This is a genomic window from Chryseobacterium oleae, assembly GCF_900115055.1.
Lineage (GTDB): Bacteria > Bacteroidota > Bacteroidia > Flavobacteriales > Weeksellaceae > Chryseobacterium > Chryseobacterium oleae.
In genome coordinates this window covers 1,085,614-1,111,101 of record NZ_FOVD01000001.1, presented here as the reverse complement: position 1 = coordinate 1,111,101, position 25,488 = coordinate 1,085,614, and the positions used below count along the sequence as shown (strand labels likewise).

Genomic DNA, 25,488 nt, shown 5'->3' with positions numbered 1-25,488 from the left:
ATAAAACTTAAGTAATTATGAAAAAGATTTACAAAATTTCAATGAAAGCTTTATATGCTTGCTTTCTGTTTGGATTTACATCTGCGGGTGCTCAACTAACTGTGATGGCGGTTGGAAATTACACCGTAGGCGGTATTTCTGATGGTGGAGTCGTAAGTATGCATACCAGTGCAGGACAGATCTTAAAATGGGATGAGATCAATGGTCTTGTTCAGATTGGCTCGATTTCCAACGGATATCCTGCTGCCGGAAGAACCCTCATCAATGCTGCCGGGACGAAAATAGCTTCTTCCACAACCAATTCCGGAACCGGATTCAATGAAATATCTACGTATGATACAGCCTCAACTTCCTGGAGTAATCACGGAGGTTTGGTTCCTACAGGCTGGGACGGCCATGTAAGTTCTACCTGGGGAATGACTTCAGACGGAAATACCATCGTAGGTCTGGGATGGGTAACTGCCGGAAGCGCACATGCCGTAAAATGGGATGCCACAAATGGCGTTACAGATCTCGGAAGTATAGTTCCCAACAGAAGTTCCAGAGCCAATGCTATCAATGCCGACGGATCTGTCATTGTCGGATGGCAGGATCAGGATAATGGAACCCGAAGCGGTGCGCAATGGGTGAATGGAGTAGAAAGCTTTATCACAGACAGTAATGGCGATTATGTAGGCGAAGCAGGGGATGTTTCTGCCGACGGAACTACGATCATAGGAGCTGCGATGCCCAATCCATACGTATGGAACAGCGTAAGCGGCGTGACATATATTACCCATCCAAATTCCTCAGCCTTCTTCAGAGGGGGAGCAACCGGAATCTCTGCCGACGGTAAAAAAGTAGTCGGATTCTTCAGACCTTTCGCGGCACCTCCAATGTCCGGAGAAGGCTTTATATGGACTGCCGCAGGTGGCCGTGTGAACCTGAACGATTATGCTGTAGGCTTGGGCATCAATACCCAGGGTGTGAATATGTCACTTCCTCTGGCTATTTCCCAGGATGGAAGAAGGGTAGCCGGGATAGGAACCAATGCATCCAATCAGATCGTTGCGTTTTATCTGGATCTTTCGAAAATACAGCTTTCTACCAGTGAAAGCACTAAGCATAACAACAACATAGCCATTTATCCGAATCCGGTAAAAGATGTTCTTTATTTCAAAGGAATCACAAAAATTGATAAAGTGGAAATATACAATATGGTTGGTCAAAAAGTAAAAACAGACAATGCTTTGGAAAGCAGAATAGATGTTTCTTCCTTGTCAAAAGGAAATTACATCCTGCAGATTTTCGTGAAAGGGGAGACTTCACAGAGTTTTAAATTTATCAAACAGTAAAGTAAAAATTAGGCGTACTTTAAAAAGACTCAACCAAAAAAAACTCGCAGGAATTTTCTGCGAGTTTTGTATGTGATGTGGGGGATGAGTTTAAGGCTAAGATTGAGACAATGTCAATGGTGAATTTGCTTCGCAAGTGAATGGTGAATTTTAGAAAGAGAAGAATCAAGATATTAGATTTCAGACATCAGACACAAGACGATAACTCATTAACTTAATTACTATGAACCAGCAACCAGCAACTGACAACCTGTTCGAAACTTTCCCAACCCCGTTTTAGTTGATATAAGAAGCATTAAAAGACATTGAAATAGGTCTGCATGGCATATTAACACCGGATGTTGTTCCGTTATTCACTGCTCTGGTCATTCTAACATCTACAGTATGATTTCCTGCGGTAAGGAATTTTACGGTATTGATGGTAAATTGGGTATTGGCTCCGGCAGAAGCTTCCTGGGTACGAAGGTAGCAGTCTGTAGCCACTCCATCGATGTAAAGTCTCGCTTCATAAGTAGCCTGTCCTCCTCCGGCGGGGCTGCCTAAATAATCGATTCCAAGCATGAAATTGATGAATAAAGTCTTACCACCTGCAGGAATTGTAATCGATTGAGAAGTTCCGGTCACGATAGTTGCACCAAGGTCATTCACATTATAATCAGTGCCGGTAGTACTGTTTACCGTAGCGGTGTTGATACTGGCCGGAGTAGGGTTGGCTACCGTAATGATATTTCCTGTTGCATCTACACCTATAGACTGTCCTGTTCCGATGGGTGAAGCAGAAGTAAGATTGGTGAATTTTACCCCTGAAACATTGGCAGTACCGGAAGCTATTTCAAGCCTTGTATTGGGAGTGGGAGTACCTATCCCTACATTTCCGTTATTCAGTACGGTGATTTTTTCTGTTCCGTTGGCTTTTAGGCCAAGAGTTCCTGCATTGTTAGTTCCCAGGCTTAATTGGGTTGAACTTCCGGATGAATTAATCTGGGTCTGATTGGCATCATCCGTGTAAATATCAAGGTTAGCCGTTCCACCGGTTAAGGTTACAGATCCTCTTGTGGAGGCGGTTGTGGCGACTGCTCCTAAACCTGCGCTCGTGACAATTCCTACAGTGGTCCCTCCGTTTACAAAAAGTAATGGACTTCCATTGGTGGTTACCGTTCTTTGGCCCGGCAACGCTCCGTTTGAGTTATAAATATTCACAGGAGCATCTACTTTTGCCCATGCAGTTCCGTTAAAATAATAAAATCCGGCAGCATCTATATTGGCGGCTGTACCTGCTAATGTTCCCGTTGCTATGCTGTTGACATAGATCAGTGTTGAAATCGGAACTGAAGACATGCTTTGCGCTCTCTGTCTGTCTACTCTTGGGATCAGTAGACCGTCTACATTGTTGGTGGTTCCGGTTGCATTCTTTGCCGTAATATCCAGCGTTGACAAAGGAGTATTGTTATTAATTCCCGTCTGTGCCACGACAATTGAAATGCCTGCTAATAAAAATATAATTGAAAGTTGAAATCTTTTCATGACGTAAGTTTAAGATAATGATTAATTTTTGCAATGCTTAGATTGTACTACCTTATTGTGCTTAAGCTTAATTTAAATAAGAGGCATTAAACGACATCGATATCGGGGCACAGGTCATACCCGCTCCCGAAGTCGTACCATTGTTGAATGTTCTCTGCATTCTGACATCAATTGTATGATTTCCGGCTGCCAGAAACTTAATCGTGCTGATGGTAAAAGAGGCATTGGTACTTATTCCCACTTCCTGAGTGCGCATATAGCAGTCTGTGGCCACTCCGTCTATGTATAATCTGGCTTCGTAATAAGCCGTCCCGCTACCAGCAGGATTATTGACGTAATCTACCCCAAGCATGAAATTGATAAATAAAGCTTTTCCGCCTGTTGGGACAGCAATCGTCTGCGAAGTTCCGGATACGATAGTTGCAGTCAGATCGGTTACATTAAAGTTTGCCGCTGCTGTACTGTTTACCGAAGAAGTGCTTACATTCGTGGGGCTGGGATTGGCGACGGTTACCAGATTTCCACTGGCATCCACACCCAGGGCCTGGCCCGTACTTATTGGCGACGCAGAAGTAAGATTGGTGAATCTTAATCCGGATGTATTTGCCGTTCCTGATGCTAATTCAAATGCTGATGAAGGTACTGTAGTTCCGATACCCACATTTCCGTTACTTAAAAGAGTCAGCTTATCGGTGCCGTTTGTTTTAAGGGCAAGAGGTGTTGCAGTGGTCGTTCCGATACTTAATTTTGTGGCAGTTCCGGAAGTATTGATCTGTGCTGCATTGGCGTTGTCTACATAAGCATCCACTATATTCGTCCCGGAGGATAAAGTCAGGGTGCCTCTTGTGGAGCCATTAGCAGAAAATCGTCCTTCTGTTGCTGTAGTGATAATTCCTACATTGCTGGTTCCGTTGACAAAACTCACGGTATTTCCGTTAGTCGTAACTGTTCTCATTCCGCCTAAAGTGCCGTCTGAGGTGTAGATATTGTTAATAGGATTGAGTTTAATCCAGGAAGTTCCGTTATAATAGTAATATCCCGGTGCATCTATATTGGCAGCAGTGCCGGTTTGGGTTCCTGTAGCATTACTGTTTACATAAATCATGGTGGAAACCGGAACACTGCTCATGCTCTGCGCCCTTTGTCTGTCCACTCGGGGTACTAAAATTCCATCCACATCCGTGGAAGTGCCTGTCGTATTTTTAGCCGTAATATCTAATGTGGCAAGTGGAGCATTATTATTGACTCCCATCTGTGCAAAGATGAGTGAAGACCCGAAAATAGAGAGTATGATGGAGAATTGTATTCTTTTCATGGGAAATTTTTTAAGATGAAAATTCATTTTTTACAGTAGAAACTGTGCTGATGTTATCTAAATTAATTCAAATAAGTAGCATTAAATGACATAGAGATCGGAGAACAGACCATATTTGCTCCTGAAGCCACCCCATTATTAAAGGTTCTTGTCATTCTTACATCTATCGTATGATTTCCCGCTGCGAGAAATTTCACCGTATTAAAGCTAAACTGGGCACTGAATCCGCCGGCACCATATTCCTGAGTACGCATATAGCAGTCTGTAGCTACTCCGTCTATATACAATCTTGCTTCATAATAGGATGCACCACTTCCAGCAGGATTGCTCCCGTAATCAATTCCCAGCATAAAATTGATGAACAAAGCTTTTCCGCCAGTGGGAATGGTGACTGGTTGTGAGGTTCCCGGCACCATAGTGACTGTGGTATCATTCACATTGAAACTGGCTCCTGTGGTACTGTTAACTGATGCAGTTGTCACACTGGCAGCAGTCGGGTTGGCCACTGTTATTACATTTCCAAGGTTATCAACGCCTAAGGTTTGACCTGTACTGATAGGAGATGCCGAATTGAGATTAGTTAAGGTTGTACCAGAAACATTAGCTGTCCCCGAAGAAACTTCCAGTTTTGTATTGGGTGATGTAGTTCCGATCCCTACATTTCCACCGCTTAAAACGGTAAGTCTTTCAATATTGTTTGTTTTGAGTCCAAGAGGAGTTGCATTCGTAGAACCTACGCTGAGTTTAGTCGAATTTCCGGAAGCATTGAACTGGGCGATGCCGTTGTTTTCTACATAGTAATCAATATTCGCAGAGCCTCCCACCAGATTTAAAAAACCTCTTGAAGAACCGTTGGCAGACAGGGCACCTTCAGTGGCAGAGGTCGTTATTTTGACATTGTTGCCTCCGTTTACAAAGGTTAAAAGATTTCCGTTAGTGGTGACTGTTCGCGGGCCGTTTAAGGTTCCATCAGAATTATAGATATTCAGTGAAGTAGCGAGCTTTGTCCAGGCGGTTCCGTTAAAATAATAATATCCTACAGAATTTATATTTGCTGCTGTTCCGGCCAGAGTTCCTGTAGTGATACTGTTTACATAAATCAATGTAGATACTGGAACGGCAGACATACTTTGCGCCCTCTGCCTGTCTACACGGGGTACTAGCAATCCATCTGTATTAGCAGAAGTTCCTGTGGCATTCTTTGCAGTGATGTCCAGTGTGGAAGCGGGAGACGGATTGCTTATACCTACTTGCGCATTGATGAAGGCAAAGTTCACCAATAAGAATATCATAGAAAATTGTACTCTTTTCATAGTTTGGTTTTACAAGGAGATTAAAGATTGCTATGTTGCAAATATTAATCTTTTATTTTGAAAATCCGCTAAAAAAGAGAATAATATTGAGTTAAACTATTTGAGTTGAGAGAATGGTTATTTTTCCTCTTCCTGCTCATCCTCATCGTCATTTTCATCATCTTCGTATTGTTCCAGATAATAAGTGAAGGTGAAATCCTCTCTTTCATCTTCCGCATCTTCCAGAGTGGTCAGCAGATCTTCAAAGATCTCCAGTTGGTCTACTGTCATATTAACGAATTCAAGGTGAAGCGGCATTTCCAGTTCTCCTGTAATCACATCAGACAGTGCATCCAGATTGTCCCCGAAATAGTCAGGAAGCGTTATTTTTTCCTTTAATTGAGCATAAAAATCTTCGTAGTCGCCGATGTCTGTAAAATCGATATATATTGTCTTCATATAGAATTAAATTTCCAGTTTTTACTGATTAAAAAAGTTTTGCATTTTGGGCAGAAATCGGTTTCCTCATCCGTGGGATTTCCGCCTTCTGCATCCCTCATGAAACATGTTTTTTCCGGGCAGTGTTTCAGGCCCTGAGTATGTCCGAGTTCGTGGATGGCTATTTTAAAGAACTGCTCATCCGCATTCTTTTTGTCCAGCCTGTATTTTGAAGCTACACAGGCTTTTCCGGGTCTGTAACCCAGTCCCATGATTCCGTAGTCTTTTATTTTTCCTTTGGTGACGCTGATGTCTTTTGAAGTCAGGCCAATGGTGACAAAACCGTCTTTTGTCCGCCCGTCCAGAAACTTAATGATAGAATCTGCCCGATAACGGTTTCTTTCCTTATAATAGGCATTGTCCGGAAAATCAATAGCCCCCAGTATTTCTATATTGGGATAGATTCTCCTGATTCCTTCAGCTGTCTTCCTTACCTTTTCAGCACTGAAATCTTTGAAAGGCTGAATCAGTATGGTCATCGGCTTAGTGCTTTTTACAGGCTGCTGTTGCTGCTGTTTCTCCGAGCATGAAAATGCCAGAAATACCATTGCCACCAGACCATAAAGACTATTGTTTCTCAAAGCTCTTGTAATGGTTTTTAGTCAGATAAACGTCACCATTTCCGGTAAAAATGATTCGGTCTGAATTTCGGTTTCCACAGGTGTAGTTGACATCTGCTTCAAAATATTTTTCACCCTGTGGAAGTCTTTTTTCACGGTTGCTGAAGTGGTCGCCACCAATAGCTTTTCCTGGTAGCACTTCGCAGAGATTACCTTTTGAAGGATTCCAGCCGAGCTTTCTTGCCTCATTTTTAGTGATATAATAATCCGGAAGCCTGTGATTCTGCTTTAGATAATTAATGACTGTTTTTTCCTCTGTCAGCTGGTCAATAGCCTGAGACGAAGAATTTCTGCCGGTGCTTTGAGAATCAGTAGCAATGTTTCCGTTGCTCGAAGCTTCTGTTTTTGTGATCTCCGTATTTCCCTTTTTGTCTGCAATAAAATTATTGTAGATATACATCACAGACATCCCGAAGAGAAGTCCCAGACAAATAAAAAATACCGATCTTATTTTACCGTTCATATCAACACTTATAACTTATCATTAATAACTCATAACTCATAACTCAGCATTAGCCTTCTCTCCACTCCTCAGGAATATCACAAACCGGGATAGGATTGATTTTATGTTGAGCTGCTTTGTGCATTCTGTCGAAAATTAAAAAGACTTCTTTATCACGGCCTTCATAATCATCGGCAGTTTTAGTTCCGTATTCCTTCTGAATTTTTTCTAGTTCAGGATAGGTAGCTCCAATTTGTTGTTCATCCGTTCTGTCCACATCCCAAAGTCCGTCTGTAGGAATCGCTTCCTGAATGTTTTTAACCAGATTTAATGATCTTGCCAGCGTGTAAACTTCCGTTTTGTAAAGATCTGCAATAGGAGAGACATCTACACCACCATCACCGTATTTTGTATAAAACCCGATGCCGAAATCTTCCACTTTATTTCCTGTTCCACACACAAGCAGACCATTGATCTGTCCGTAATAATACAGGGTAAGCATTCTCAAACGTGATCTGGTATTGGCAAAAGCCAGCTTCTCATTAGGGTACAGATCATCTTTTACATCAAATGCTTTATAAAGTTCTTCAAAAGCAGGAGTAAGGTTAACAGACATCGCTTCCACATTAGGAAACCTGGATTTAAGATCATTCATATGCTCCCAGGCACGGTCTATCTGATCCGGTTTCTGGCGTATCGGCATTTCAATCAGAAGGGTTTTTAAGCCTGTCATGGCAGCAAGAGTAGAAACCACACCGGAATCTACACCTCCGGAAACTCCGATGACATATCCGTTTACTTTAGCTTTTACCGCATAATCTTTTAACCACTGTACAATATGATCTGTTACTTTTTGAGTCTGCATTGTTTATTTTTTAGTGTGTTTATATTTACTGGTTTTCAACATGAAAATATTCTTCTTAATTCGTCATGTTGAAAGAATTCTTAACGTTATTTTTTTCAAACATTAAGGCATTTAGAATCCTAACTTTAAAGATTGATTAAGCATATCTTCGATATTTTAAGCAATGTGCTTCATTTTGCCATCGGCAAATTCTTAAACAATCTTTCTTTAGCTACATCAAAAACATCTTAACTTCTTCATGTTTATAAAAAATATAATTTTAAAAGTTCTCTTAGCTACTATTCTATTCCAAATTCTTTAGGGTATTTTACTACGCCTTTTACATTTTTTAATCCGTCTTTCGTCAGTTCAACCGCCATGCCATTGATCTCAGGAATTTCAAACGGAAAAGAGATTCCAAAATTACTGGTTTTTTCGTAACCAAACTTAGGATAATAATTTTCGTGCCCGATCAGGATGACCGAGTGGTAGCCCAGTTCCTTAGCAATGGAATGTCCGCGAAGAATCAGATGTCCTCCGATTCCCTGATTCTGAAATTCAGGACGTACGGAAACAGGGGCCAGCGCCAGTGATTCGAATGTTTCGTCACCATTCACTATTTTAAGTTTTGTGAATAAAATATGACCTGCGATTTCACCCTCTTTAGTTTCAGCAACCAGAGATAGTTCCGGAATGAAAGCATCAGATTTCCTTAATTTTTCCACAAGAAAATGTTCCTGATGGTCACTTTCCTCCATATTTCTGAAAGCTTCTTCCGTAAGCCCGAATACTTTTTGATAGTCTTTTTCCTCTTCTTGTCTTATCGTCAGCATATTATGGCAGATAGTTATTGCGTTTGAGTTCGTACCAGTTACAGATTCCGTCCGGTTCCTTGAATTCTCCGGTTTTTTCAAAGCCTAATTTTGTTAAAATATGATTGGAACCTTTATTTTCACAATGGGCATGAGCATAAATTACATCCGCTTTCATATCAATAAATCCAAGATCAAGAGAGGCTTTTGCGGCTTCCATTGCATAACCTTTTCCCCATGATTCTGGCAGATAACGGTAGCCGAGATCTAATACGTTTTTATATCCGTTGATTTCCTCAGTAAGCAGTTTCAGTCCGCTCCAGCCGATAAATAATCCGGTTTCTTTTTCAATCACGGCGAGTCTTCCTGTACCGTTGTCCTCATATTGTTTTTGGATCATTCGGATTACATTTAATGATTCATTGGGTTCTGTAAGTACCGGAACACCGATGTATTTCATCACTTCCGGATCAGAGTCCAGAAGAAACATTCTTTCAACATCCGTTTCTTCAAGTTTTCGTAAAATCAGTCTTTTTGTTTCTATTTTCATAGTTATAATTTAGGGCTCAGTTCCAAAAATAGTTACGTCGGTCTTCGTTCCCATCTTAATATCTGTTTCCTTCATTTTATTTCCGCCTACGTTCAATGTCTGAAGAGTAGGATTTCCGGAGATATCAAGTTTTTGGATCTTATTGTGTTCAACGTTCAGTTTTCTCAGGTTTTTGAGCGAGGTGATATCGATGGTTTTTAATTGATTTAAAGATAATGTTAATTGATCAATTCTTGGCATTTCCTTCAGTGAAATATTCTCCAGAAGATTATTGTCAAGATACAGTGAAGCTAAGCTTTTGAGACCTTGTCCCTTAAATGAAGACATCTTGCATCCCGTGCAGGAAAAAAGTTCGAGGCGGGGGAGATTGGCCACAGAAACACCGGAAATAGTATTGTCATCCAGCATGATCATTTTTGCATTGGGGAAAAGCTTGATGTCGTCGGCTGATTGTATACCCTTCTGAACCAGAAACAGATTGGTAACCATGTCGGCTTCCAGCTGTTCCATTGAGCCGTTTTTATTATGGTCAAAATTTTCAATTACAGCTTTTTCAAAGTTTTTATCTTTAAAATTGAGTTTTTGGGCACTGAAAGGATAAAATCCTGAAATAATCAGGCCGAGGCTTGCAAATATTTTAATTTTCATCACCGATTGTGTTTTTAATCCTTATTTTTGTGTCCTTAAATTTCATGTAAAAATAATGAAGATTTTTAGAATTATTGCCGTTTCGTCTATTTTAGTTCTTGCTTTGGATTCTTGTAAAAAGGAGCCCGAAAACCAATGGAAAGTAGAAGTAAAAGAACCTGCGGAAAAATTGGAGGTAACTGATATTTCCAAAGAATTTTATAACCAGGATATTCCTCTGGATCAGTTTAAAGCTAAGTTTCCATGGTTTCAGGGAACGGTTTCTGATGCCGATTTCAGCAAAAGAAGAGCAGATGCGGAAGAGATCAAAATCTATAAAGAAGCCGTCGGAAAAATAGATGAAGCAAAGATTCAGAAAGGACTTCAGGATCTGTTTGCTCACATGAAGTATTATTTCCCACAGTTCAAAAGCCCTAAGGTTTACCTGTTTTCATCAGCGTTGCAAATGGCTCAGGATCCTATTTTCTATGATTCAAAAGGAAATCTTCTGTTCATAGATATTACCGGGTTTATGGGTGATGGCAATGCCCATTACAAAGGATTGGAGCTTTATTTTCAGAAATCAATGAATCCTCAGAATATTGTTCCGAAAGTTTCACAGATCTTTGCTGAAAATATTGTGACGGAATCTCCGGATCACCAGAAATTCATAGATAAAGTGATTCTGAACGGAAAAATCATGATGCTGCAGGATGCTTTCCTTCCTGATACACCGGATTATCTGAAAATGAATTACACCAAGAAGCAATACGAATGGGCGGTAGCCAATGAATCCAATATCTGGAATTATTTTGTGGAAAGCAACCTGATCTTCGGAGATGATCCAAGACTGGTAGAGCGTTTCATTTCTCCCGGACCTTTCTCAAAGTTTTATACGGAAATTGATAATGAGTCTTCTCCTATGATCGGAATTTTTACCGGATGGCAGATCTGTAAAGCTTATTTCAGACAGAAACCGGAAACGAAACTACAGGAATTTTTAAAACTCGATGCTACCAAAATCTTTAATGAAGCGGTGTATAAGCCTAAAAAGCCTTAATCATTACCATAAATAACAGCCTTCAATTCAGTTTGGAGGCTTTTTTTTTGAAATAATTTTTAAAAACATACTACTTTGTATTGCATATTACTGTTTAATTTGTATTTTTGCTTCCAACGAAATACACATTTATGGGAAATATAATCCAGATTCAAAACTTAAATTTTGAATTTTCCAGAAATAAGCCTGTCCTTAAAAATATAAATCTCTCCGTTCCGAAAGGAAGTATTTTCGGATTTCTGGGTGCCAATGGGGCCGGAAAATCTACGACAATGAAAATGCTGATCGGCAGTATTCCTGACGAATCCGGGGCTATTAAAATATTTGATAAAAATCTGGCAGAGCTTTATCCTGACGGATTCCATAAGATAGGCAGTCTTATAGATACTGCTGCATTCTATGACCATCTTTCCGGATGGGAGAACCTTCTGATTATTTCCAGACTCAGAAACCTGCCGGAACCGGAATGTGAAAGGGTGCTTCATCTTGTAGACCTTTGGGAAAGCAGACACATGAAGATGAAAAGATATTCTCTGGGAATGAAACAGCGCCTTTCCATCGCGATGACTCTTTTGGGGAAACCTGAGCTGCTGATCCTTGATGAACCGGTGAACGGCCTTGACCCAAACGGAATGCTGGAAATGCGTGAACTGCTGATCAAGCTTAACAGGGATGAAGGTGTCACTATATTTATTTCGAGTCACCTGCTTCAGGAAATTGAAAAAATGATCACCCATCTTGCCATTATTTCTCATGGTGAAATCCGTTTTGCAGGAAGCATCAAAGATCTGAACGAACTTTACCGATATGACCACATCAGAATTGGACTGAACAACGCACCACAATTTATAGTACAGATTCCGGAAAGCTACTCCCCTAAAATAATTGACTCATCCACCATTGAAATTACAGCTGAGTCTAAAGAGAATATTGCGTCTCTGATCAAAAAACTGGTCCTGAATGATGCTGAAATTTTCGAAATTAAAAACAGTGCGGGTCTGGAAGACTGGTTCATGGAAATCACTAAAAACTAAAACACAGATGAAAAAATTATTCACCGCCATCAATGTAGAATGGCTGAAAACTAAAGGTCTGGGACTGACTTATATCGCTATCGTTTTAGGAGCCCTGATTCCTCTGATAAGTTATGTACCCGGTTTTTTCCAATCCCGGATGGTAAAGGAAGGGGATCTTCCGTATTCCATTTTTGAAGATGCGATAGGAGGAGATGCCATTAAATCTTTCGTCTTTTTTATTCTGCTTCTGTTTGTCATCATTGCCGCCAACAGAATAGCACAGACTGATCATAAAAATAATGGCTGGCAACTGATGGAGACGCAGCCGGTAAGCAGATTTGATTTCTATTTTTCGAAATATATTGTTTTACTGTTACTGAGTTTTATCTGTGTGATTTCCTACTTCGGGTTTAATATTGTTTTAGCACTTGCAGATTATTATATCCATCCGGATCCTGCTAAACTATTGACTTTCGATGCGGTTTGGATGATTCAGACTTTTGTAAGGGTTGGTGTGACCATTTTGGGGATTGCCGCTTTACAGCTTTGTGTTTCCGTGGTATTCCAGGGCTTTATCTGGTCATTCCTGATCGGTATGCTTGGGCTGGCTTCCAATATTACGTCTGTGGTACAGAGACAGTCTTATTTCTTCAATCCTTACAGTTCATTATATGCTTTCTGGAAAGCGCCGGAAGTGAGAAATCTGAACCATTTTATCTCCTATTCAGAATACATGAGTCTTTTCTGGATGGTTGTTTTTCTTGCATTAGGCTATTTCTGGTACAGCAAAAAAGGATTTAAGAATGCGTTCTTAAAAAGTAAAAAGCAGATTATATTTTCGGTAGCTTCACTAATCATTGCTGGAGGATTTCTTTATATGTTTAAAAAACCAAAATCCTATCAGAGTGACGGAGCCGGTGTTGTGATTAAAGGAAAACTGGAAACGGATCTTAAAATCGATTCCGTAAGGATTTATTCCAAGGATTTCCACAAAAAGATCGGAGCTGCGGCAGTTAAAAACAATACATTCAATTGGATGACTACAAAGTCGGTTCCGCTGGATGAATATGTTCTGGAAGTCGGGAATAAAAAACTGGATGTTTTCATGGGCAGTGGTGACTGGTTTGATTTTCAAATTCAATTCAACGGAGCGAATATGGTATCTTATGTCAAATCTAACCGAAAGGCTGACCAGGTATATAGAAATACGGAAAATTCTTTTGGTAACGAATTCAGTTATGCTCTTGAGAGACAAAATTACAATAATGATCCACAAAAATTTTATGAACTGGCAGAATCTGACTGGAAGGACAACAAAAGGATTTTAAATGTTTTTGCCGATCCGGAAAATAATGCCCTTTCAGAAGATTATAAAGCATACAGAAGACAGCTGATGGCCATCGAATACCTGAATGAGATCAATAATTACAGGAAAATGACCTCATGGAACGATCCGAAATTTGCGGCTCCTGCGGCTTTTATGAAAGAACTTAATGAAAATATTCAGAAGCCGGGACCTCTTTTAAGTAAGGATGACAGCTTTCTTCAGTATAAATTGGATCAATTGCTTTCAGATAAAGATCAGGCCTCAAATCCGGACAGCATTCTGTTTGTAAAGATTAATCAGATGCCTAAAGGAATTTCCAAAGACCAACTGATGGCTAAACACCTTGCGAAAGCTATTGAGTTGCAAACAGACAGCCTGGCGAGAAACAAACTTTTTGCTGCTGAAATTGGAAAAGTAAGTGATAAGGATTATAAAGGAATGCTGTATTCCAAGATTGATCAGATCAACAGGTCACAGAAAGGTTCTGTATTTCCGGATCTTATGCTGCTGAATGATCAGGACAAAAAGATTCAACTTTCAAAATATAAAGGAAAATATGTAGTGATCGATTTCTGGGCGACATGGTGTGGGCCTTGTAAGCAGATCCGCCCTGTATTTGAGACCAGAAGTTATCAGAACAGATATTATGATAATATTCAGTTTATTTCAATAAGTCTGGATCAGGATAAATCCAAATGGCAGAATTATCTGAAGACCAAAAAATCCAATGTTCCCCAGTTCTGGCTTACCAATGCAGAGCAGTTTATGAACAAATACAGGATACAGTCTATTCCAAGATTTATCATTATAGATCCGGAAGGGAAGATTTTTAATTTTAATACGCCATTTCCTGATGAAGATAATTTCGTAGAAATTTTAGATAAGCTTAAGAAGTAGTAACTTTGCGGAAAAATTTTAGATTGATATGAGAAAAACTCAGATTACAATAGATGTAGAGTTGGATGAGAACCACATTCCTGAAAGCATAACATGGAACGCTCAGGATGGCGGTGTGGAGAAAGAGGAAACGAAAGCGACGATGATCTCTGTTTGGGATGATAAAACAATGGAAGCTTTAAGAATCGATCTTTGGACCAAAGAAATGCCGGTAGATCAGATGAAGATGTTTATTCACCAGATTTTGGTATCTTTAGGGAATACGTACCAGAGAGCTACCGGAGAAGAGGATGTAGCAGAATGGCTTGAGCAGATAGCAGATGAATTCGCTATTAAATCAGCCATCAGATCGGTATAGCAAAACTCCACACCAATCACAAAATTATATGAAAAAAGCACTTTTACTCATCAGTACAGCGGTATTGTTGGCCGCATGCAGTAAAAAAACTGAACTTAAAGAAACCCAAACACCGGATTCTGCTGCAACAGCGGAAAAACTTCCGGCTTCTGAAAATACTGAAGTTTCCGGAACGGAGAAAGTCTCTGAAAACAGGGCTATGGACATCGCTTTATTCAAAGAAAAGGAGATTCCTGCTGCGATGTTGAAGGGAAGCCTTCATCCCCACGATATGGAAGGTGAATCTATTATGGAGCTTGTTCCCACAATGGATGATTTCATTAAAGGAAACGGCTCGGATATTGCTTATATAGATGATTCCCTGAAAAAAATAATTCTCAAAATCAACGGAAAATTTGAGGAATTGAAAGAAACAGGTAAGGATCAATATGAAAACAGTGAATATCTGGCTTCTTTTACCACAACTGTTCCTGATAAAGTTCCCGAAGATATAGAAGTTCTGGCTTATGCCTTTAACGGAAAGCTGGAAGTGAAAAGAAAATCCGATAACGTGTCAAAGAGCCTTGATTTTTTCATGGGAGGCTTATAAAAAATAAAAATATTATGAATTTTAATACAAAAGTAATTCACGGAGGGCAGCATCATGAGTCTGCAACAGGTTCTGTAAATGTTCCTGTATTTTTAACTTCTACATTCGCACAGAAAAGCCCGGGAGTGCATTCCGGATATGAATATTCAAGAGCTGCCAACCCTACAAGACAGGCATTGGAAGACTCTTTGGCAAGCATTGAGAACGGAGCAAGAGGTCTTGCTTTCGGTTCAGGACTGGCTGCCATCGACTGTGTTTTGAAATTACTGAATCCAGGTGATGAGGTAGTAGCGGTGGATGACCTTTATGGAGGAACTTACAGAATGTTTACAAGACTTTTCGAAAAATATCAGCTTAAATTTACGTTCGTGAATTTCGATGATGTTTCGAAGATTGCTGATGTAATTACAGACAAAACAAAACTGATCTGGGTAGAAACCCCTACCAATCCTCTGATGAAACTGGTAGACATCAAAGCGGTAGTGGAAATGGCAAAAGGAAAAGATATCCTGGTTGCTGTAGACAATACGTTCGCAACACCATACATCCAGAGACCTATTGATCTGGGAGCAGACATCGTAATGCACTCAGCTACAAAATATCTAGGCGGACATTCAGATGTTATCGCCGGAGCATTGATCGCAAAAGATGCTGAACTGGGAGAAAAACTTCACTTTATTCAGTTTGCGAGCGGAGGTATTTTAGGACCTCACGATTCTTATCTTGTTTTAAGAGGAATCAAAACATTGGCATTAAGAATGCAGCGTCACTCAGATAACGGACTAGCTGTAGCCAAATATCTTGAAACGCATCCTGCAGTGGATAAAGTAATTTACCCTGGATTGGAATCTCACCCTCAGTACGAGCTGGCTAAAACCCAAATGAAAGAATCAGGAGGAATGGTTTCCTTCACGTTCAAATCCGGTAAAAAAGAAGATGCTGTAAAATTCCTTGAGAAAGTTAGAGTCTTCACTCTTGCTGAATCTTTAGGAGGCGTAGAATCTTTAGCCAATCACCCTGCATTAATGACACACGCTTCCATTCCTGCCGATAAACGTGAGGAACTTGGGATTACAGACGACTTAGTTCGTTTAAGCGTGGGTATCGAAGATGCAGAAGATCTGATCGCAGATCTTGAGAAAGCTTTTTCTTAACACCTTAAAATAAAATATAATGAGAAAGATTCAATTTTTTTTGATCTTAAGTTTTGTTAGTCAGATTGTATACTCGCAGGTAAAAACTACCGATGAACTGTATAAAACAGCCAAAAAGCTGGACAGTTTGATATTTGATATAGGATTTAATAAATGTGATCTTTCTCATTATAAATCTATAGTCAGCAAAGACCTGGAGTTTTATCATGATAAAGGAGGAATTACTTCCGGTGAGCCTGCTTTTACCGCTTCCATTAAAAATAATATCTGTGGTAACCGAAACAAAGTAAAGCGTGACCTTGTGCCCAACAGCATGAAAGTTTATCCTTTATACAACAATAATGTTCTGTACGCTTTCATAGAAGAAGGAGAACATGATTTCTTCGAATTTTCAGATGGAAAATGGAATCAGGGAAGCCGGGCGAAATTTACGATTCTTTGGATTCAGGAAGATAAGCAGTGGAAGATGAAAAGGGTATTGAGCTACGATCATCATTTATAATCAGTCCATATGAAAAGCACCAGAAAAGCAACCATTGACGATATCATTCAGTTGGCGGAATTATTCGATCAATACAGGATTTTTTATCACAAAGAATCTGATATTCCCGCAGCTGAACATTTTCTAAGGGAAAGAATAAATCACAAAGATTCTGAAATTTTTGTGGTAGAGGAAGAAGGTAAGTTGACTGGATTTGTCCAGTTGTATCCGATATTTTCATCCACAAGAATGCAGCGCTATTGGTTATTGAACGATCTCTATGTCAATGAAAATTATAGAGGAAAAGGGTATTCAAAAGAACTGATCGAAGAAGCCAAAGAGTTGTGCAGATCATCCAATGCCTGTGGTGTTCTTCTGGAAACAGGGAAAACCAACGACGTCGGAAACCAATTATATCCCGCCTGCGGCTTCGAACTCTACGACTCTGTGAATTTCTATGAATGGACGAACAGGAAGAATTAAAAAGGTCAATGGTCAATTGTCAATTGTGAATTTCATTGGAAATATTACTTATCACTCATCACTTATAACTAAAAACCCATGTCTGATTTTCAAAAATACGTACAAAGATATCTGGATCAGATCCCTTCAGAGAACTGGATCGGAGAATTAAAAATATCAGGAGATAAAACCGTAGAAATATATGCTGCTCTTACAGAAGGACAATCTCTTTTTGCGTATGCAGACGGAAAATGGACGCTGAAAGAACTTTTGCTCCATATATCTGATACCGAAAGAATATTCCAATACAGAATTCTGGCCTTTGCAAGAGGAGATAAAGCCCAATTGCCGGGCTTTGATGAAGAAGAATATGCTGCGGCTTCTTTTGCCAATAACAGATCATTAGAATCCTTGTTGGAAGAATATAAACTTGTGAGAAAATCTTCACAAATCCTCATTGAAACCCTTGAACCCGGTGTTTTGAATAATACAGGTATAGCCAACGGCAATCAACTGGCTGTGGAAACAATCGGGAAACTGATTGTGGGACACAATTATCATCATTTAAGCATTATTAAAGAGAGGTATTTGCCGGGTGTGAAATAGAGGTGTAGAGCCAAGATTTAAGAGCCAAGAAACAAGAACCAAGAAACAAGACGGTGGATATAGAAAATGTCTGTGCTTTAATAAATCGTAACGAAAGAAAAAATATTCAATAGGAACGGGCTTTAGCCCGTTTTTTTATGGAAATCACACCAACACGGCTTTAGCCAAAACCTAAAAAAATCACCCAAACCAAACATTTAGCCCATATTTTTTGGCTGAACCTTTCCGTTTTTTTACCTTTATCCACGGGTTTTAATACCTTTTAAATTATGGAAAATATTGTTGAAATACTCAAATCCGGCGGAACGATTCTTTACCCTACAGATACGATCTGGGGAATAGGTTGTGATGCTACCAATATAGAAGCGGTCAATAAAATTTTTGACATCAAAAAAAGGGAAAAAAACAAATCCATGATCATTCTGGTAGAATCTGAAAAGAGGCTTCAGGATTTGGTGGATGTTCCGGAAATGGCATGGGAAATCATTGACCTTAGCGAAAAACCGGTTACTATTGTTTATGAAAATCCCCGCGGACTTCCGAAAGAATTACTTGCTGAAGACGGAAGCATTGGTATCAGGCTGATAAAAACAGATTTTTGTAAAAAACTGATCACCAAACTAAACAGACCTTTGGTTTCTACTTCGGCCAATTTCAGTGGTGATAAAAGCCCATTGAAGTTTTCGGATATTTCTCCGGAAATGATTAAGCTGGTAGATTATGCAGTGGAAGAAGACAGAGAGAAAGTTTCAAAATATTCAGGATCTTCCGTGATCAAGATATGGAGTGATAATAGAATCAAGGTTCTTCGTGAGTAAAATTCTATAATAATTCCTTCATTTTAAAATCTTGTCAATCTATATCGGCAGGATTTCTTTTTTTTAATTTCTATCTTTGCATTCTTAAACTGGATAATGGATAAACATGATGTGAAAGTCCTGTTTCTTTGATGATGAAAGAAAAATTAATACAATGTACGCCCATTATGATTAATGGAAAAGATACATGGGCGGAAAAAAGACGATCTATTTATTAACGATGAAAATTAATCTTACCCAAAATAAAAACTTAAAACTATTCAAAATCATTGCTGATGCTGCGGAAAAAAACAACCAGTCCGTCTACATTGTCGGTGGTTATGTCCGTGATCTTTTGATGAAGAGAACGGCCTCTACGGATATTGATTTTGTGACAGAACAGAGCGGTATTGAGCTTGCCCAAACTGTAGCGAATGATATTGACCCTAAATTGAAAGTTTCTGTTTTCAAAACCTACGGAACGGCTATGATCAAATATAAAGATCTTGAGCTGGAATTTGTAGGCGCCAGAAAAGAAAGTTATACCGAGAACAGCCGCAAGCCTGAAGTAGAAGGCGGAACACTGGAAGATGATCAGAAGAGAAGAGACTTTACCATTAATGCAATGGCAATTTCTTTAAATAAGACTAACTTCGGTGAGCTTATAGACCCTTTCAACGGGGTTGAAGATCTTGAAAAAGGTATTTTGAGAACACCTTTGGAACCGGCCCAAACCTATTCTGATGATCCGTTAAGGATGATGAGAGCGGTTCGTTTTGCATCTACCTTGAATTTTGTGATTGAAGAGAAATCTCTGAACGCCATTAAACAGGAAGCAGAAAGGATTAAGATCGTTTCTATGGAAAGAATCATGGTGGAATTCAACAAGATCATGATGTCCAAAAAACCATCTGTAGGCCTAGGATTAATGGAAGCAACGGGTCTTCTAAAACTGATCATTCCCGAGTTGATCGAGCTGAAAGGAGTGGAAGAAGTAGAAGGGCAGACTCACAAAGATAATTTCTACCACACGTTGGAGGTCGTAGACAATATTTCTGAAAATACAGACAACCTTTGGCTGCGTTGGTCGGCATTACTGCATGATGTGGGTAAAGCGCCAACCAAAAAATTCGTGGAAGGAACGGGATGGACTTTCCATGGTCATGAGTTTTTAGGCTCAAAAATGGTGAAAACCCTTTTCCACAGACTGAAACAGCCGCTGGGAAGTGACATGAAATATGTTCAGAAAATGGTCAAACTTTCCTCACGACCAATTGCCCTGATCACGGATGATGCTTCAGATTCCGCATTGAGAAGGCTTTTATTCGATGCCGGTGAAAACCTTGAAGATCTCTTTACGTTGTGTAAGGCAGATATTACCACCAAAAATTCCAAAAAGCAGGAACGATTCAAAAAGAATTTCGAATATGTTGCGGTGAAGATCAAGGAAGTGGAAGAGAAGGATCAGGTACGTAATTTCCAGCCACCCATTACCGGAGAAGAGATTATGCAGATGTTTAATCTTAAACCCGGAAAAGAAATCGGAATCCTGAAAGAGAAAGTGAAGGAAGCGATTCTGGAAGGTGAGATCCTTAATGATAAGGAAGAAGCTGAAAAGTTTGTGATCGCTGAGGCAGAAAAACTGGGATTGAAATACAATTAAATTAAACTAAATAATTAAGCTTCGGCGGGACTTTGTCCCGCCGAAGCTTTTTATATATGCTACAAAACAAAATCAGGCCACTTCTTCGAAGCGGCCTGATAAAAAACACAAATGATGAAAAAAAATAAAAATTTATAGATAATACCGAAGTATTAATATCTTAGTTTGCGTAAACTGAGTTTGAACCTATACCTGCAGTAAATGTTCTTATAACAGATCCTGTAGTGGAATAAACCACAATTTTGCTGGCCTGGGTAAATCCATTGGAATCCGAAGTGAAAATTTTGTCATTGATCACACTGAATCCATACAGAGCAGAGAAATTATCTACACTGTTTGCTACTGTAAATAGAGGAGATGTAGGTGCTGTAGTAGCAGTCATATCCATGGTATACACATTTTTTCCTGAAGAGAAATAAAATTTACCATTCGAAATCTCAAGGTTGGTTCCATTGGCAATACCAGTTAAAGTAGTAGTTTTTGTAATACTACCTGTGCTTGAGATCTGATAGATGTAAGAATCTGTAGTTCCACCGGCAATAGCATACACATTTTGATTGTTGGAAATAATTTTATTGATGTTTCCGTTTGGTAATGTGATGGTAGACTGTATATCGTTGGTAGAAGTATTAATATAAGTGATTTTGTTCCCAAAACCGAATGAAGCATTCTGTACAAAGATATTGTTTCCTGCTTCCACTACTCTCTCAACAGCATCTGTGAAAGAAATCTTTTTAATGAAAGAAAAATCTGAAGCTTTATAAATACTTACAAACTTATCCCCTTGATATTTATCATTCGTTACATAAAGATTGTTGTTGGCAAAAGCCATATAACGGGGAGAATTAAGTTCAGCTTTAATTTCACCTGCGCCTTTAAAGTTATAACGGTTTACGATCTGGATTCTGTTGGAGTTATTCAATAGTAGATAAGCGTTTTCACCTTTGAAAGCAATCATCTGTAAAACATCGCCTAATTTAGCCGCTCCGTTGTTAAGTGCAAAAACATTATCCTGTTTAAGATTTAAGTCTGCACTTACAAAAGTTACGTCCCCTTCAGGTTTTCCGTAAGTACCTTCATTAGCGATTAAAAAACCGTTGCCATAGAATACCTCCTGTTCATCATTATCGTTGCTACAGGATACAATGCCTGCAAGAAGTATAAAAGCAAAAAGAAAATGTAGAAGTTTGTTCAGTTTCATAATATTTTAAGTTTAAAAATTGATTGTTGCATAAACACTGTAGTTTCTCTTCGGCATCGGATAGAGGGATACCGTCTGATAAACCTCGTTGGTAAGGTTGTTCACCTTAAACCCTACAGTGTATTTTTTGAAGACTGTTGCTGAAATTCCTGTATTTAAAGTAAAATAAGGATCAATAGCTGTAGACCTTCGTTCATCGGTACTGGTATAGGTAAGCCCGTTGAATAATCCCTGAGCATACAGTTTAAGGAAAGAATATCCATATTCTATATTTCCGACAGCCTTATGAGTCGGAACATACATCATCTGCATCTGAGTCTCTTTATTAATAGATTTTGTGTAGGTATAACCTGCGTCCAGCTTCAAAGTGTGCTTTCCGAATGTTTTATTCCAGGTGGCTTGCGATTCCAGACCGTAAGATTGAACTCTGTACGTATTTACTGGTGCCCAGTATCCAAAAGATGTCGGAAGCCAGCTAATGAGATTTTTGATGTCCATATAGTAAGGACTTAATGTAATTTTAAAATCTCCCAGCCTGAACTCATGGTTCATATCAATATTGGTGGACGTTTCGGGAAGTAAATTCAGATTCCCTCCCGGTTGCCAGTAAAGATCATTAAATGAAGGGAATCTGAAGTTTCTGGAAAAATTGATTCCGGCATGATACCACGGTGTAGCATCCCATTTTCCTGAAAAAGAATACAGAAGGGGAGAAGAGATATCTTCTACGAAATCCTTCTTAATCCCTGCTTCAAAACGAAGATCTTTAGTCGCGAAATATCTGATCAATCCAGCTAAGGAACCTACATTTCTGCTGATGCTTCCGATTCCGGATTGATAGCCTTCACCTTTATTCACCTGAAATTCTCCGATAGCATTGATATTGATCTTTGGCGTGATGAAATAATTAAAATCATTTTTAAAAATATAATTCTTTCCTTCTGCACCACTTGCTTTAGGCTGATTAATATCTGAAAAATACTGGAAATTATCTTCCGTGTATGCTACTTTTAAGCTGTTGGAAAGATTGCTTTTTTGGATATCCCATGCAATCAGACTTCTCAGAGTCTGTGCATTATATTTTGTTCTATTGCCATTATCCTCAAAAATAGGATAGTGCTGTGAAGCATCAAAGATCTGATTTTGCCACGAAATAGTCTGATGGTCAGCAATTTTATAAGAAACCCCAAAGTTGACTGAAGTATTGTAATACCTTCCGTTGATATTATCAAACGGGGTACTTCCTACCACAAATTCAGGGACTTTATAGTCATTTTTACTCGTTAAATAACTTCCGGAAACCTTTACACTTAACTTTTCATTGCTGAACGAAGCCTGTGCAAAATTATTATAGGTATCAAAAGAAGCCACTTCCGTGAAAACAGAACCTTTAAAACCTCTGTTAAAATCTAAAACATTGTTTAAATGAATACTTCCACCTATAGCTCCGCTTCCATAAACAACACTTCCTCCGCCAGCTTTGACGTCGATCTGATCATATCCGAACAGTGGAATATTATTGACATCTCCCTGTCCTAAAAAACTGGAATTGATGTTGATTCCGTTCCATACAAAAGCGGTCTGCTGTGCAGTGGTTCCACGGAAAGAGGGCGAAGAAACAGCACCACGGCCATTTTCTTTGATATAAATAGAAGATTGATAACGTAAAAGTTCAGAAAGACTGGTTGAGTTTTTCTCGATGTCTTTTTGAGTGATGGTACGAACCGGATGAAAAAGTTTCACCTTGCTCATCTGGCTGTCAAAAATATAAATAGTGTCAAGGGCCTTCTCCTGTGCGAAAAGAAAGCTGCCGTAAGACGAACAAAGCAGTAATAAAGATCTTTTTATATCCATACTATTTTACTTTTCCTCCGAAAGTAATATGTTTTTTAGTTAGTATTTTGGCAGGTCTCCTGACTTTCGCTTCCTGCACCTTCCCGTATGAACAGTGGTTTTTTGCAGAAACTCTTATCGCGATTTACAGTTGCGGGGACAGCTTGGGCGTTTCACCCAATTCCCTATTATTTCCAATACGCTGGAAACCAAAATTTTTGCAAAGATAACTTTTTAAATCTATTGCACAAAAAGGCAGAAAAGTGAATGTTGAATAGTGAATTTGGCTTCACAAAGAAATTTATTAAGAGTATAAATGATCACCAACGAAGATGATACTGCAAAATTGGAAAAAAACTAAAAGTGAACGGTGAATTGTCAATTTTGTTTCGCAAGTGAATCGTCAATGATATCCATAACTATACAGTCTTAAAATTCACTATTGACTTGCGAAGCAAAATTCACCATTGACAAAAATCTAGGCTTTCATATTTAAAATCTAGATTCTTGTCTCTTGGTTCTTGGTTCTTGACTCTTGATTCTCCCTACAAAAACGTAGAATCAAAATAAAACGGCAGCAGATCCTTGATAGAATGCACCTTCACCACTTCATCATTCATGCTTGAAAAATAAAGGTCGATGTCTTCATGCTGTTTGGTTTCGTATTCTATTAAGCTTTGTCGGCAAGCTCCGCAAGGTGGAATCGGAGGATTTTTCTCATGAAATTCCTTGGGACCGCCTACTACGAATATCTTCTTCACTTTCATATCCGGAAAGTTCGCAGCTACCCAGAAAAGAGTCGTTCTTTCTGCGCACAATCCCGATGGATAGGCTGCATTTTCCTGGTTGTTTCCGGAATAGATTTCACCGTTTTCAAGTAAAACGGCACATCCTACCAGGAAGTTGGAATAAGGGGCATAGGCATTTTCACGGGCCTGGATAGCTCTTTCAAAAAGAGTCTTTTCTATGTCGTTCAGTTCACTGCTATTTTTAAAGTGCTCGTAACTGATCTGTATGTCTTTTTTCATATATTAGTCAGACTAAAAAGGGGGGCTAAATTTACTTCTTTTTCATCAGCTGGACAATGTTTTTTTTATCCATCATTAAATTGAAATTCGAAAAATAAAATGCTATATACACCAATACAATTCAGAAATATAGAACTAAAAAACAGATGGGTGATGTCTCCTATGTGTATGTATTCATGCGAAAACGGCCTGGCCAATGATTTCCATTTTGTGCACTACGGAAGCAGATCTCAGGGAGGAACAGGATTAATTATGGTTGAAGCCACCGGAGTAGAGCCGCGCGGAAGAATTACCAATCACTGTATGGGAATCTGGAATGATCAGCAGGCAGAAGAACTCGAAAAAATCGTTGATTTTGTTCATACGCGGTCAGAAAGTAAGATAGGAATCCAGCTGGCCCACGCCGGAAGAAAAGGTTCCACTTGGAACAATCTGCAGATCCCGCTTGAAGAAGGCTGGGAAACCGTTGCACCGAGTGCTATTCCATACCATCCTTCCGAAAGAATTCCACACATTCTTACCGTCGAAGAAATCAAAGAGCAGGTCGATAATTTTAAGAAAGCAGCCAAAAGAGCGGTAAAAGCAGGTTTTGATCTCATAGAAATTCACGGGGCTCACGGGTATCTGGTTCATCAGTTTCTATCGCCACTTTCCAACATCAGGACAGATGAATATGGAGGGAGTTTTGAAAACAGAATCCGTTTTCTTTTGGAAATTGTGGATGCAGTCAATGAAGAACTGAACGAGAATATCGCTCTTTTTGTAAGGATTTCCGGTACCGAATACGCTGAAAATGGTTGGAATATTAATGATAGTGTGGAGTTGGCTAAGATTTTAAAAGAACATTCCGTAGACCTTGTAGATGTTTCAAGCGGTGGAAATATTCACGGAGCTAAAATATCTGTTTTTGATGGGTATCAGGTTCCTTTTTCATCCCAGGTAAGAAACGAAGCCGGAGTAAAAACCGGAGCCGTAGGATTGATCACCAAAGTAGAACAGGCCGAAGAAATCCTTCAGAAAGGAGAGGCAGATCTGATCTTTGTGGCAAGAGAAATTCTTAGAAACCCCTACATGGCTGTACAGGGATCATTTGAGACGCAAGAAGATTGTTTCTTTCCCCATCAGTATACCAGAGCCAAAATTTCATCATAACGTTTC

Annotated in this window: 26 protein-coding genes and 1 riboswitch; of the genes, 13 read left to right on the top strand and 13 right to left on the bottom strand. The window is 39.3% G+C overall.

Translation table 11 applies throughout. From position 1 onward, the window contains the following. The first annotated feature begins 17 nt into the window (after window positions 1–17). The gene (locus BM143_RS04960) at window positions 18–1,334 is read left to right on the top strand and encodes a T9SS type A sorting domain-containing protein (protein ID WP_090023491.1); all 1,317 of its coding nucleotides are present in this window, start codon (window positions 18–20) and stop codon (window positions 1,332–1,334) included. A gap of 276 nt (window positions 1,335–1,610) precedes the next feature. Here BM143_RS04960 and BM143_RS04955 read toward each other — a convergent pair whose 3' ends face one another. From BM143_RS04955 to BM143_RS04910, 10 genes are all read right to left on the bottom strand, one after another. Next, window positions 1,611–2,858 (bottom strand): hypothetical protein, encoded by a 1,248-nt coding sequence (locus BM143_RS04955; protein WP_090023488.1) that lies wholly within the window; start codon window positions 2,856–2,858, stop codon window positions 1,611–1,613. 67 nt (window positions 2,859–2,925) lie between these two features. After that, the gene (locus tag BM143_RS04950; protein ID WP_139221989.1) at window positions 2,926–4,173 is read right to left on the bottom strand and encodes a hypothetical protein; all 1,248 of its coding nucleotides are present in this window, start codon (window positions 4,171–4,173) and stop codon (window positions 2,926–2,928) included. Window positions 4,174–4,235: 62 nt separating this feature from the next. Next, window positions 4,236–5,486: a hypothetical protein gene (locus BM143_RS04945; RefSeq protein ID WP_090023484.1), complete on the bottom strand. Its 1,251-nt coding sequence runs from the start codon at window positions 5,484–5,486 to the stop codon at window positions 4,236–4,238. Window positions 5,487–5,603: 117 nt separating this feature from the next. Beyond that, window positions 5,604–5,924 carry a barstar family protein gene (locus BM143_RS04940; protein ID WP_090023482.1) on the bottom strand — a complete coding sequence of 107 codons (321 nt, stop codon included), beginning with the start codon at window positions 5,922–5,924 and terminating at the stop codon, window positions 5,604–5,606. Then, window positions 5,921–6,544: a matrixin family metalloprotease gene (locus BM143_RS04935; protein WP_228430692.1), complete on the bottom strand. Its 624-nt coding sequence runs from the start codon at window positions 6,542–6,544 to the stop codon at window positions 5,921–5,923. The genes BM143_RS04940 and BM143_RS04935 overlap by 4 nt, the downstream gene beginning before the upstream one ends. Beyond that, window positions 6,531–7,046: a ribonuclease domain-containing protein gene (locus BM143_RS04930; protein ID WP_090023478.1), complete on the bottom strand. Its 516-nt coding sequence runs from the start codon at window positions 7,044–7,046 to the stop codon at window positions 6,531–6,533. The genes BM143_RS04935 and BM143_RS04930 overlap by 14 nt, the downstream gene beginning before the upstream one ends. A 49-nt stretch (window positions 7,047–7,095) precedes the next feature. Then, window positions 7,096–7,890: an NAD(+) synthase gene (nadE, locus tag BM143_RS04925; RefSeq protein ID WP_090023476.1), complete on the bottom strand. Its 795-nt coding sequence runs from the start codon at window positions 7,888–7,890 to the stop codon at window positions 7,096–7,098. A 278-nt stretch (window positions 7,891–8,168) separates the two neighbouring features. Then, the gene (locus tag BM143_RS04920; protein WP_185116530.1) at window positions 8,169–8,702 is read right to left on the bottom strand and encodes a GNAT family N-acetyltransferase; all 534 of its coding nucleotides are present in this window, start codon (window positions 8,700–8,702) and stop codon (window positions 8,169–8,171) included. Window position 8,703: 1 nt separating this feature from the next. Then, window positions 8,704–9,231 carry a GNAT family N-acetyltransferase gene (locus BM143_RS04915; protein WP_090023474.1) on the bottom strand — a complete coding sequence of 176 codons (528 nt, stop codon included), beginning with the start codon at window positions 9,229–9,231 and terminating at the stop codon, window positions 8,704–8,706. Between the two features lie 9 nt (window positions 9,232–9,240). Continuing rightward, window positions 9,241–9,879: a leucine-rich repeat domain-containing protein gene (locus BM143_RS04910; RefSeq protein ID WP_228430690.1), complete on the bottom strand. Its 639-nt coding sequence runs from the start codon at window positions 9,877–9,879 to the stop codon at window positions 9,241–9,243. A 55-nt stretch (window positions 9,880–9,934) separates the two neighbouring features. Between BM143_RS04910 and gldB the strand changes: the two genes are divergently transcribed. The 11 genes from gldB to BM143_RS04855 all read left to right on the top strand — a co-directional run bounded on the left by gldB (window position 9,935) and on the right by BM143_RS04855 (window position 20,268). Continuing rightward, window positions 9,935–10,918: a gliding motility lipoprotein GldB gene (gldB, locus tag BM143_RS04905; RefSeq protein WP_090023470.1), complete on the top strand. Its 984-nt coding sequence runs from the start codon at window positions 9,935–9,937 to the stop codon at window positions 10,916–10,918. 131 nt (window positions 10,919–11,049) lie between these two features. Further along, window positions 11,050–11,952, top strand: a complete 903-nt coding sequence (locus BM143_RS04900) for an ABC transporter ATP-binding protein (protein ID WP_090023468.1) — start codon at window positions 11,050–11,052, stop codon at window positions 11,950–11,952. Window positions 11,953–11,959: 7 nt separating this feature from the next. Beyond that, a complete protein-coding gene (locus BM143_RS04895; protein WP_090023888.1) occupies window positions 11,960–14,158 on the top strand; it encodes a thioredoxin-like domain-containing protein in 2,199 nt (732 codons plus the stop codon). Window positions 14,159–14,186: 28 nt separating this feature from the next. After that, a complete protein-coding gene (gene gldC / locus BM143_RS04890) occupies window positions 14,187–14,516 on the top strand; it encodes a gliding motility protein GldC (RefSeq protein ID WP_034730514.1) in 330 nt (109 codons plus the stop codon). Window positions 14,517–14,544: 28 nt separating this feature from the next. Further along, window positions 14,545–15,105, top strand: a complete 561-nt coding sequence (locus tag BM143_RS04885; RefSeq protein ID WP_090023466.1) for a hypothetical protein — start codon at window positions 14,545–14,547, stop codon at window positions 15,103–15,105. An 11-nt stretch (window positions 15,106–15,116) separates the two neighbouring features. Next, entirely contained in the window at window positions 15,117–16,259 is a 1,143-nt protein-coding gene (locus BM143_RS04880) for a cystathionine gamma-synthase (protein ID WP_259838675.1), read from the top strand. A gap of 19 nt (window positions 16,260–16,278) precedes the next feature. Next, window positions 16,279–16,761, top strand: a complete 483-nt coding sequence (locus tag BM143_RS04875; RefSeq protein ID WP_034730520.1) for a nuclear transport factor 2 family protein — start codon at window positions 16,279–16,281, stop codon at window positions 16,759–16,761. A gap of 9 nt (window positions 16,762–16,770) precedes the next feature. Next, on the top strand, window positions 16,771–17,223 hold the full coding sequence (locus tag BM143_RS04870; protein WP_090023464.1) for a GNAT family N-acetyltransferase: 453 nt from the start codon (window positions 16,771–16,773) through the stop codon (window positions 17,221–17,223). A 78-nt stretch (window positions 17,224–17,301) separates the two neighbouring features. Further along, the gene (locus BM143_RS04865) at window positions 17,302–17,808 is read left to right on the top strand and encodes a DinB family protein (RefSeq protein ID WP_090023462.1); all 507 of its coding nucleotides are present in this window, start codon (window positions 17,302–17,304) and stop codon (window positions 17,806–17,808) included. Window positions 17,809–18,077: 269 nt separating this feature from the next. Beyond that, window positions 18,078–18,626, top strand: coding sequence for an L-threonylcarbamoyladenylate synthase (locus BM143_RS04860; protein ID WP_034730528.1), 549 nt, complete (start codon window positions 18,078–18,080; stop codon window positions 18,624–18,626). Between the two features lie 220 nt (window positions 18,627–18,846). Beyond that, window positions 18,847–20,268, top strand: a complete 1,422-nt coding sequence (locus BM143_RS04855) for a CCA tRNA nucleotidyltransferase (RefSeq protein ID WP_090023887.1) — start codon at window positions 18,847–18,849, stop codon at window positions 20,266–20,268. A gap of 160 nt (window positions 20,269–20,428) precedes the next feature. Here BM143_RS04855 and BM143_RS04850 read toward each other — a convergent pair whose 3' ends face one another. From BM143_RS04850 to BM143_RS04840, 3 genes are all read right to left on the bottom strand, one after another. Further along, the gene (locus BM143_RS04850; protein WP_090023460.1) at window positions 20,429–21,469 is read right to left on the bottom strand and encodes a hypothetical protein; all 1,041 of its coding nucleotides are present in this window, start codon (window positions 21,467–21,469) and stop codon (window positions 20,429–20,431) included. A gap of 12 nt (window positions 21,470–21,481) precedes the next feature. After that, window positions 21,482–23,323, bottom strand: coding sequence for a TonB-dependent receptor plug domain-containing protein (locus tag BM143_RS04845; RefSeq protein WP_090023458.1), 1,842 nt, complete (start codon window positions 23,321–23,323; stop codon window positions 21,482–21,484). 32 nt (window positions 23,324–23,355) lie between these two features. Further along, window positions 23,356–23,531: riboswitch (cobalamin riboswitch) on the bottom strand. A 316-nt stretch (window positions 23,532–23,847) separates the two neighbouring features. Continuing rightward, window positions 23,848–24,330 (bottom strand): cytidine deaminase, encoded by a 483-nt coding sequence (locus BM143_RS04840; RefSeq protein WP_090023456.1) that lies wholly within the window; start codon window positions 24,328–24,330, stop codon window positions 23,848–23,850. Between the two features lie 99 nt (window positions 24,331–24,429). Here BM143_RS04840 and namA point away from each other — a divergent pair, with 99 nt between their 5' ends. After that, the gene (gene namA, locus BM143_RS04835) at window positions 24,430–25,482 is read left to right on the top strand and encodes an NADPH dehydrogenase NamA (protein ID WP_090023454.1); all 1,053 of its coding nucleotides are present in this window, start codon (window positions 24,430–24,432) and stop codon (window positions 25,480–25,482) included. Window positions 25,483–25,488 lie beyond the last annotated feature (6 nt).

What these genes read in the sequence shown, in the direction of transcription:
- BM143_RS04960 (WP_090023491.1), top strand. Translation starts at nt 18, where the DNA reads ATGAAAAAGATTTACAAAATTTCAATGAAAGCTTTATATGCTTGCTTT.
- BM143_RS04955 (WP_090023488.1), bottom strand. Translation starts at nt 2,858, where the DNA reads ATGAAAAGATTTCAACTTTCAATTATATTTTTATTAGCAGGCATTTCA.
- BM143_RS04950 (WP_139221989.1), bottom strand. Translation starts at nt 4,173, where the DNA reads ATGAAAAGAATACAATTCTCCATCATACTCTCTATTTTCGGGTCTTCA.
- BM143_RS04945 (WP_090023484.1), bottom strand. Translation starts at nt 5,486, where the DNA reads ATGAAAAGAGTACAATTTTCTATGATATTCTTATTGGTGAACTTTGCC.
- BM143_RS04940 (WP_090023482.1), bottom strand. Translation starts at nt 5,924, where the DNA reads ATGAAGACAATATATATCGATTTTACAGACATCGGCGACTACGAAGAT.
- BM143_RS04930 (WP_090023478.1), bottom strand. Translation starts at nt 7,046, where the DNA reads ATGAACGGTAAAATAAGATCGGTATTTTTTATTTGTCTGGGACTTCTC.
- nadE (WP_090023476.1), bottom strand. Translation starts at nt 7,890, where the DNA reads ATGCAGACTCAAAAAGTAACAGATCATATTGTACAGTGGTTAAAAGAT.
- BM143_RS04920 (WP_185116530.1), bottom strand. Translation starts at nt 8,702, where the DNA reads ATGCTGACGATAAGACAAGAAGAGGAAAAAGACTATCAAAAAGTATTC.
- BM143_RS04915 (WP_090023474.1), bottom strand. Translation starts at nt 9,231, where the DNA reads ATGAAAATAGAAACAAAAAGACTGATTTTACGAAAACTTGAAGAAACG.
- BM143_RS04910 (WP_228430690.1), bottom strand. Translation starts at nt 9,879, where the DNA reads ATGAAAATTAAAATATTTGCAAGCCTCGGCCTGATTATTTCAGGATTT.
- gldB (WP_090023470.1), top strand. Translation starts at nt 9,935, where the DNA reads ATGAAGATTTTTAGAATTATTGCCGTTTCGTCTATTTTAGTTCTTGCT.
- BM143_RS04900 (WP_090023468.1), top strand. Translation starts at nt 11,050, where the DNA reads ATGGGAAATATAATCCAGATTCAAAACTTAAATTTTGAATTTTCCAGA.
- BM143_RS04895 (WP_090023888.1), top strand. Translation starts at nt 11,960, where the DNA reads ATGAAAAAATTATTCACCGCCATCAATGTAGAATGGCTGAAAACTAAA.
- gldC (WP_034730514.1), top strand. Translation starts at nt 14,187, where the DNA reads ATGAGAAAAACTCAGATTACAATAGATGTAGAGTTGGATGAGAACCAC.
- BM143_RS04885 (WP_090023466.1), top strand. Translation starts at nt 14,545, where the DNA reads ATGAAAAAAGCACTTTTACTCATCAGTACAGCGGTATTGTTGGCCGCA.
- BM143_RS04875 (WP_034730520.1), top strand. Translation starts at nt 16,279, where the DNA reads ATGAGAAAGATTCAATTTTTTTTGATCTTAAGTTTTGTTAGTCAGATT.
- BM143_RS04870 (WP_090023464.1), top strand. Translation starts at nt 16,771, where the DNA reads ATGAAAAGCACCAGAAAAGCAACCATTGACGATATCATTCAGTTGGCG.
- BM143_RS04865 (WP_090023462.1), top strand. Translation starts at nt 17,302, where the DNA reads ATGTCTGATTTTCAAAAATACGTACAAAGATATCTGGATCAGATCCCT.
- BM143_RS04860 (WP_034730528.1), top strand. Translation starts at nt 18,078, where the DNA reads ATGGAAAATATTGTTGAAATACTCAAATCCGGCGGAACGATTCTTTAC.
- BM143_RS04855 (WP_090023887.1), top strand. Translation starts at nt 18,847, where the DNA reads ATGAAAATTAATCTTACCCAAAATAAAAACTTAAAACTATTCAAAATC.
- BM143_RS04850 (WP_090023460.1), bottom strand. Translation starts at nt 21,469, where the DNA reads ATGAAACTGAACAAACTTCTACATTTTCTTTTTGCTTTTATACTTCTT.
- BM143_RS04845 (WP_090023458.1), bottom strand. Translation starts at nt 23,323, where the DNA reads ATGGATATAAAAAGATCTTTATTACTGCTTTGTTCGTCTTACGGCAGC.
- BM143_RS04840 (WP_090023456.1), bottom strand. Translation starts at nt 24,330, where the DNA reads ATGAAAAAAGACATACAGATCAGTTACGAGCACTTTAAAAATAGCAGT.
- namA (WP_090023454.1), top strand. Translation starts at nt 24,430, where the DNA reads ATGCTATATACACCAATACAATTCAGAAATATAGAACTAAAAAACAGA.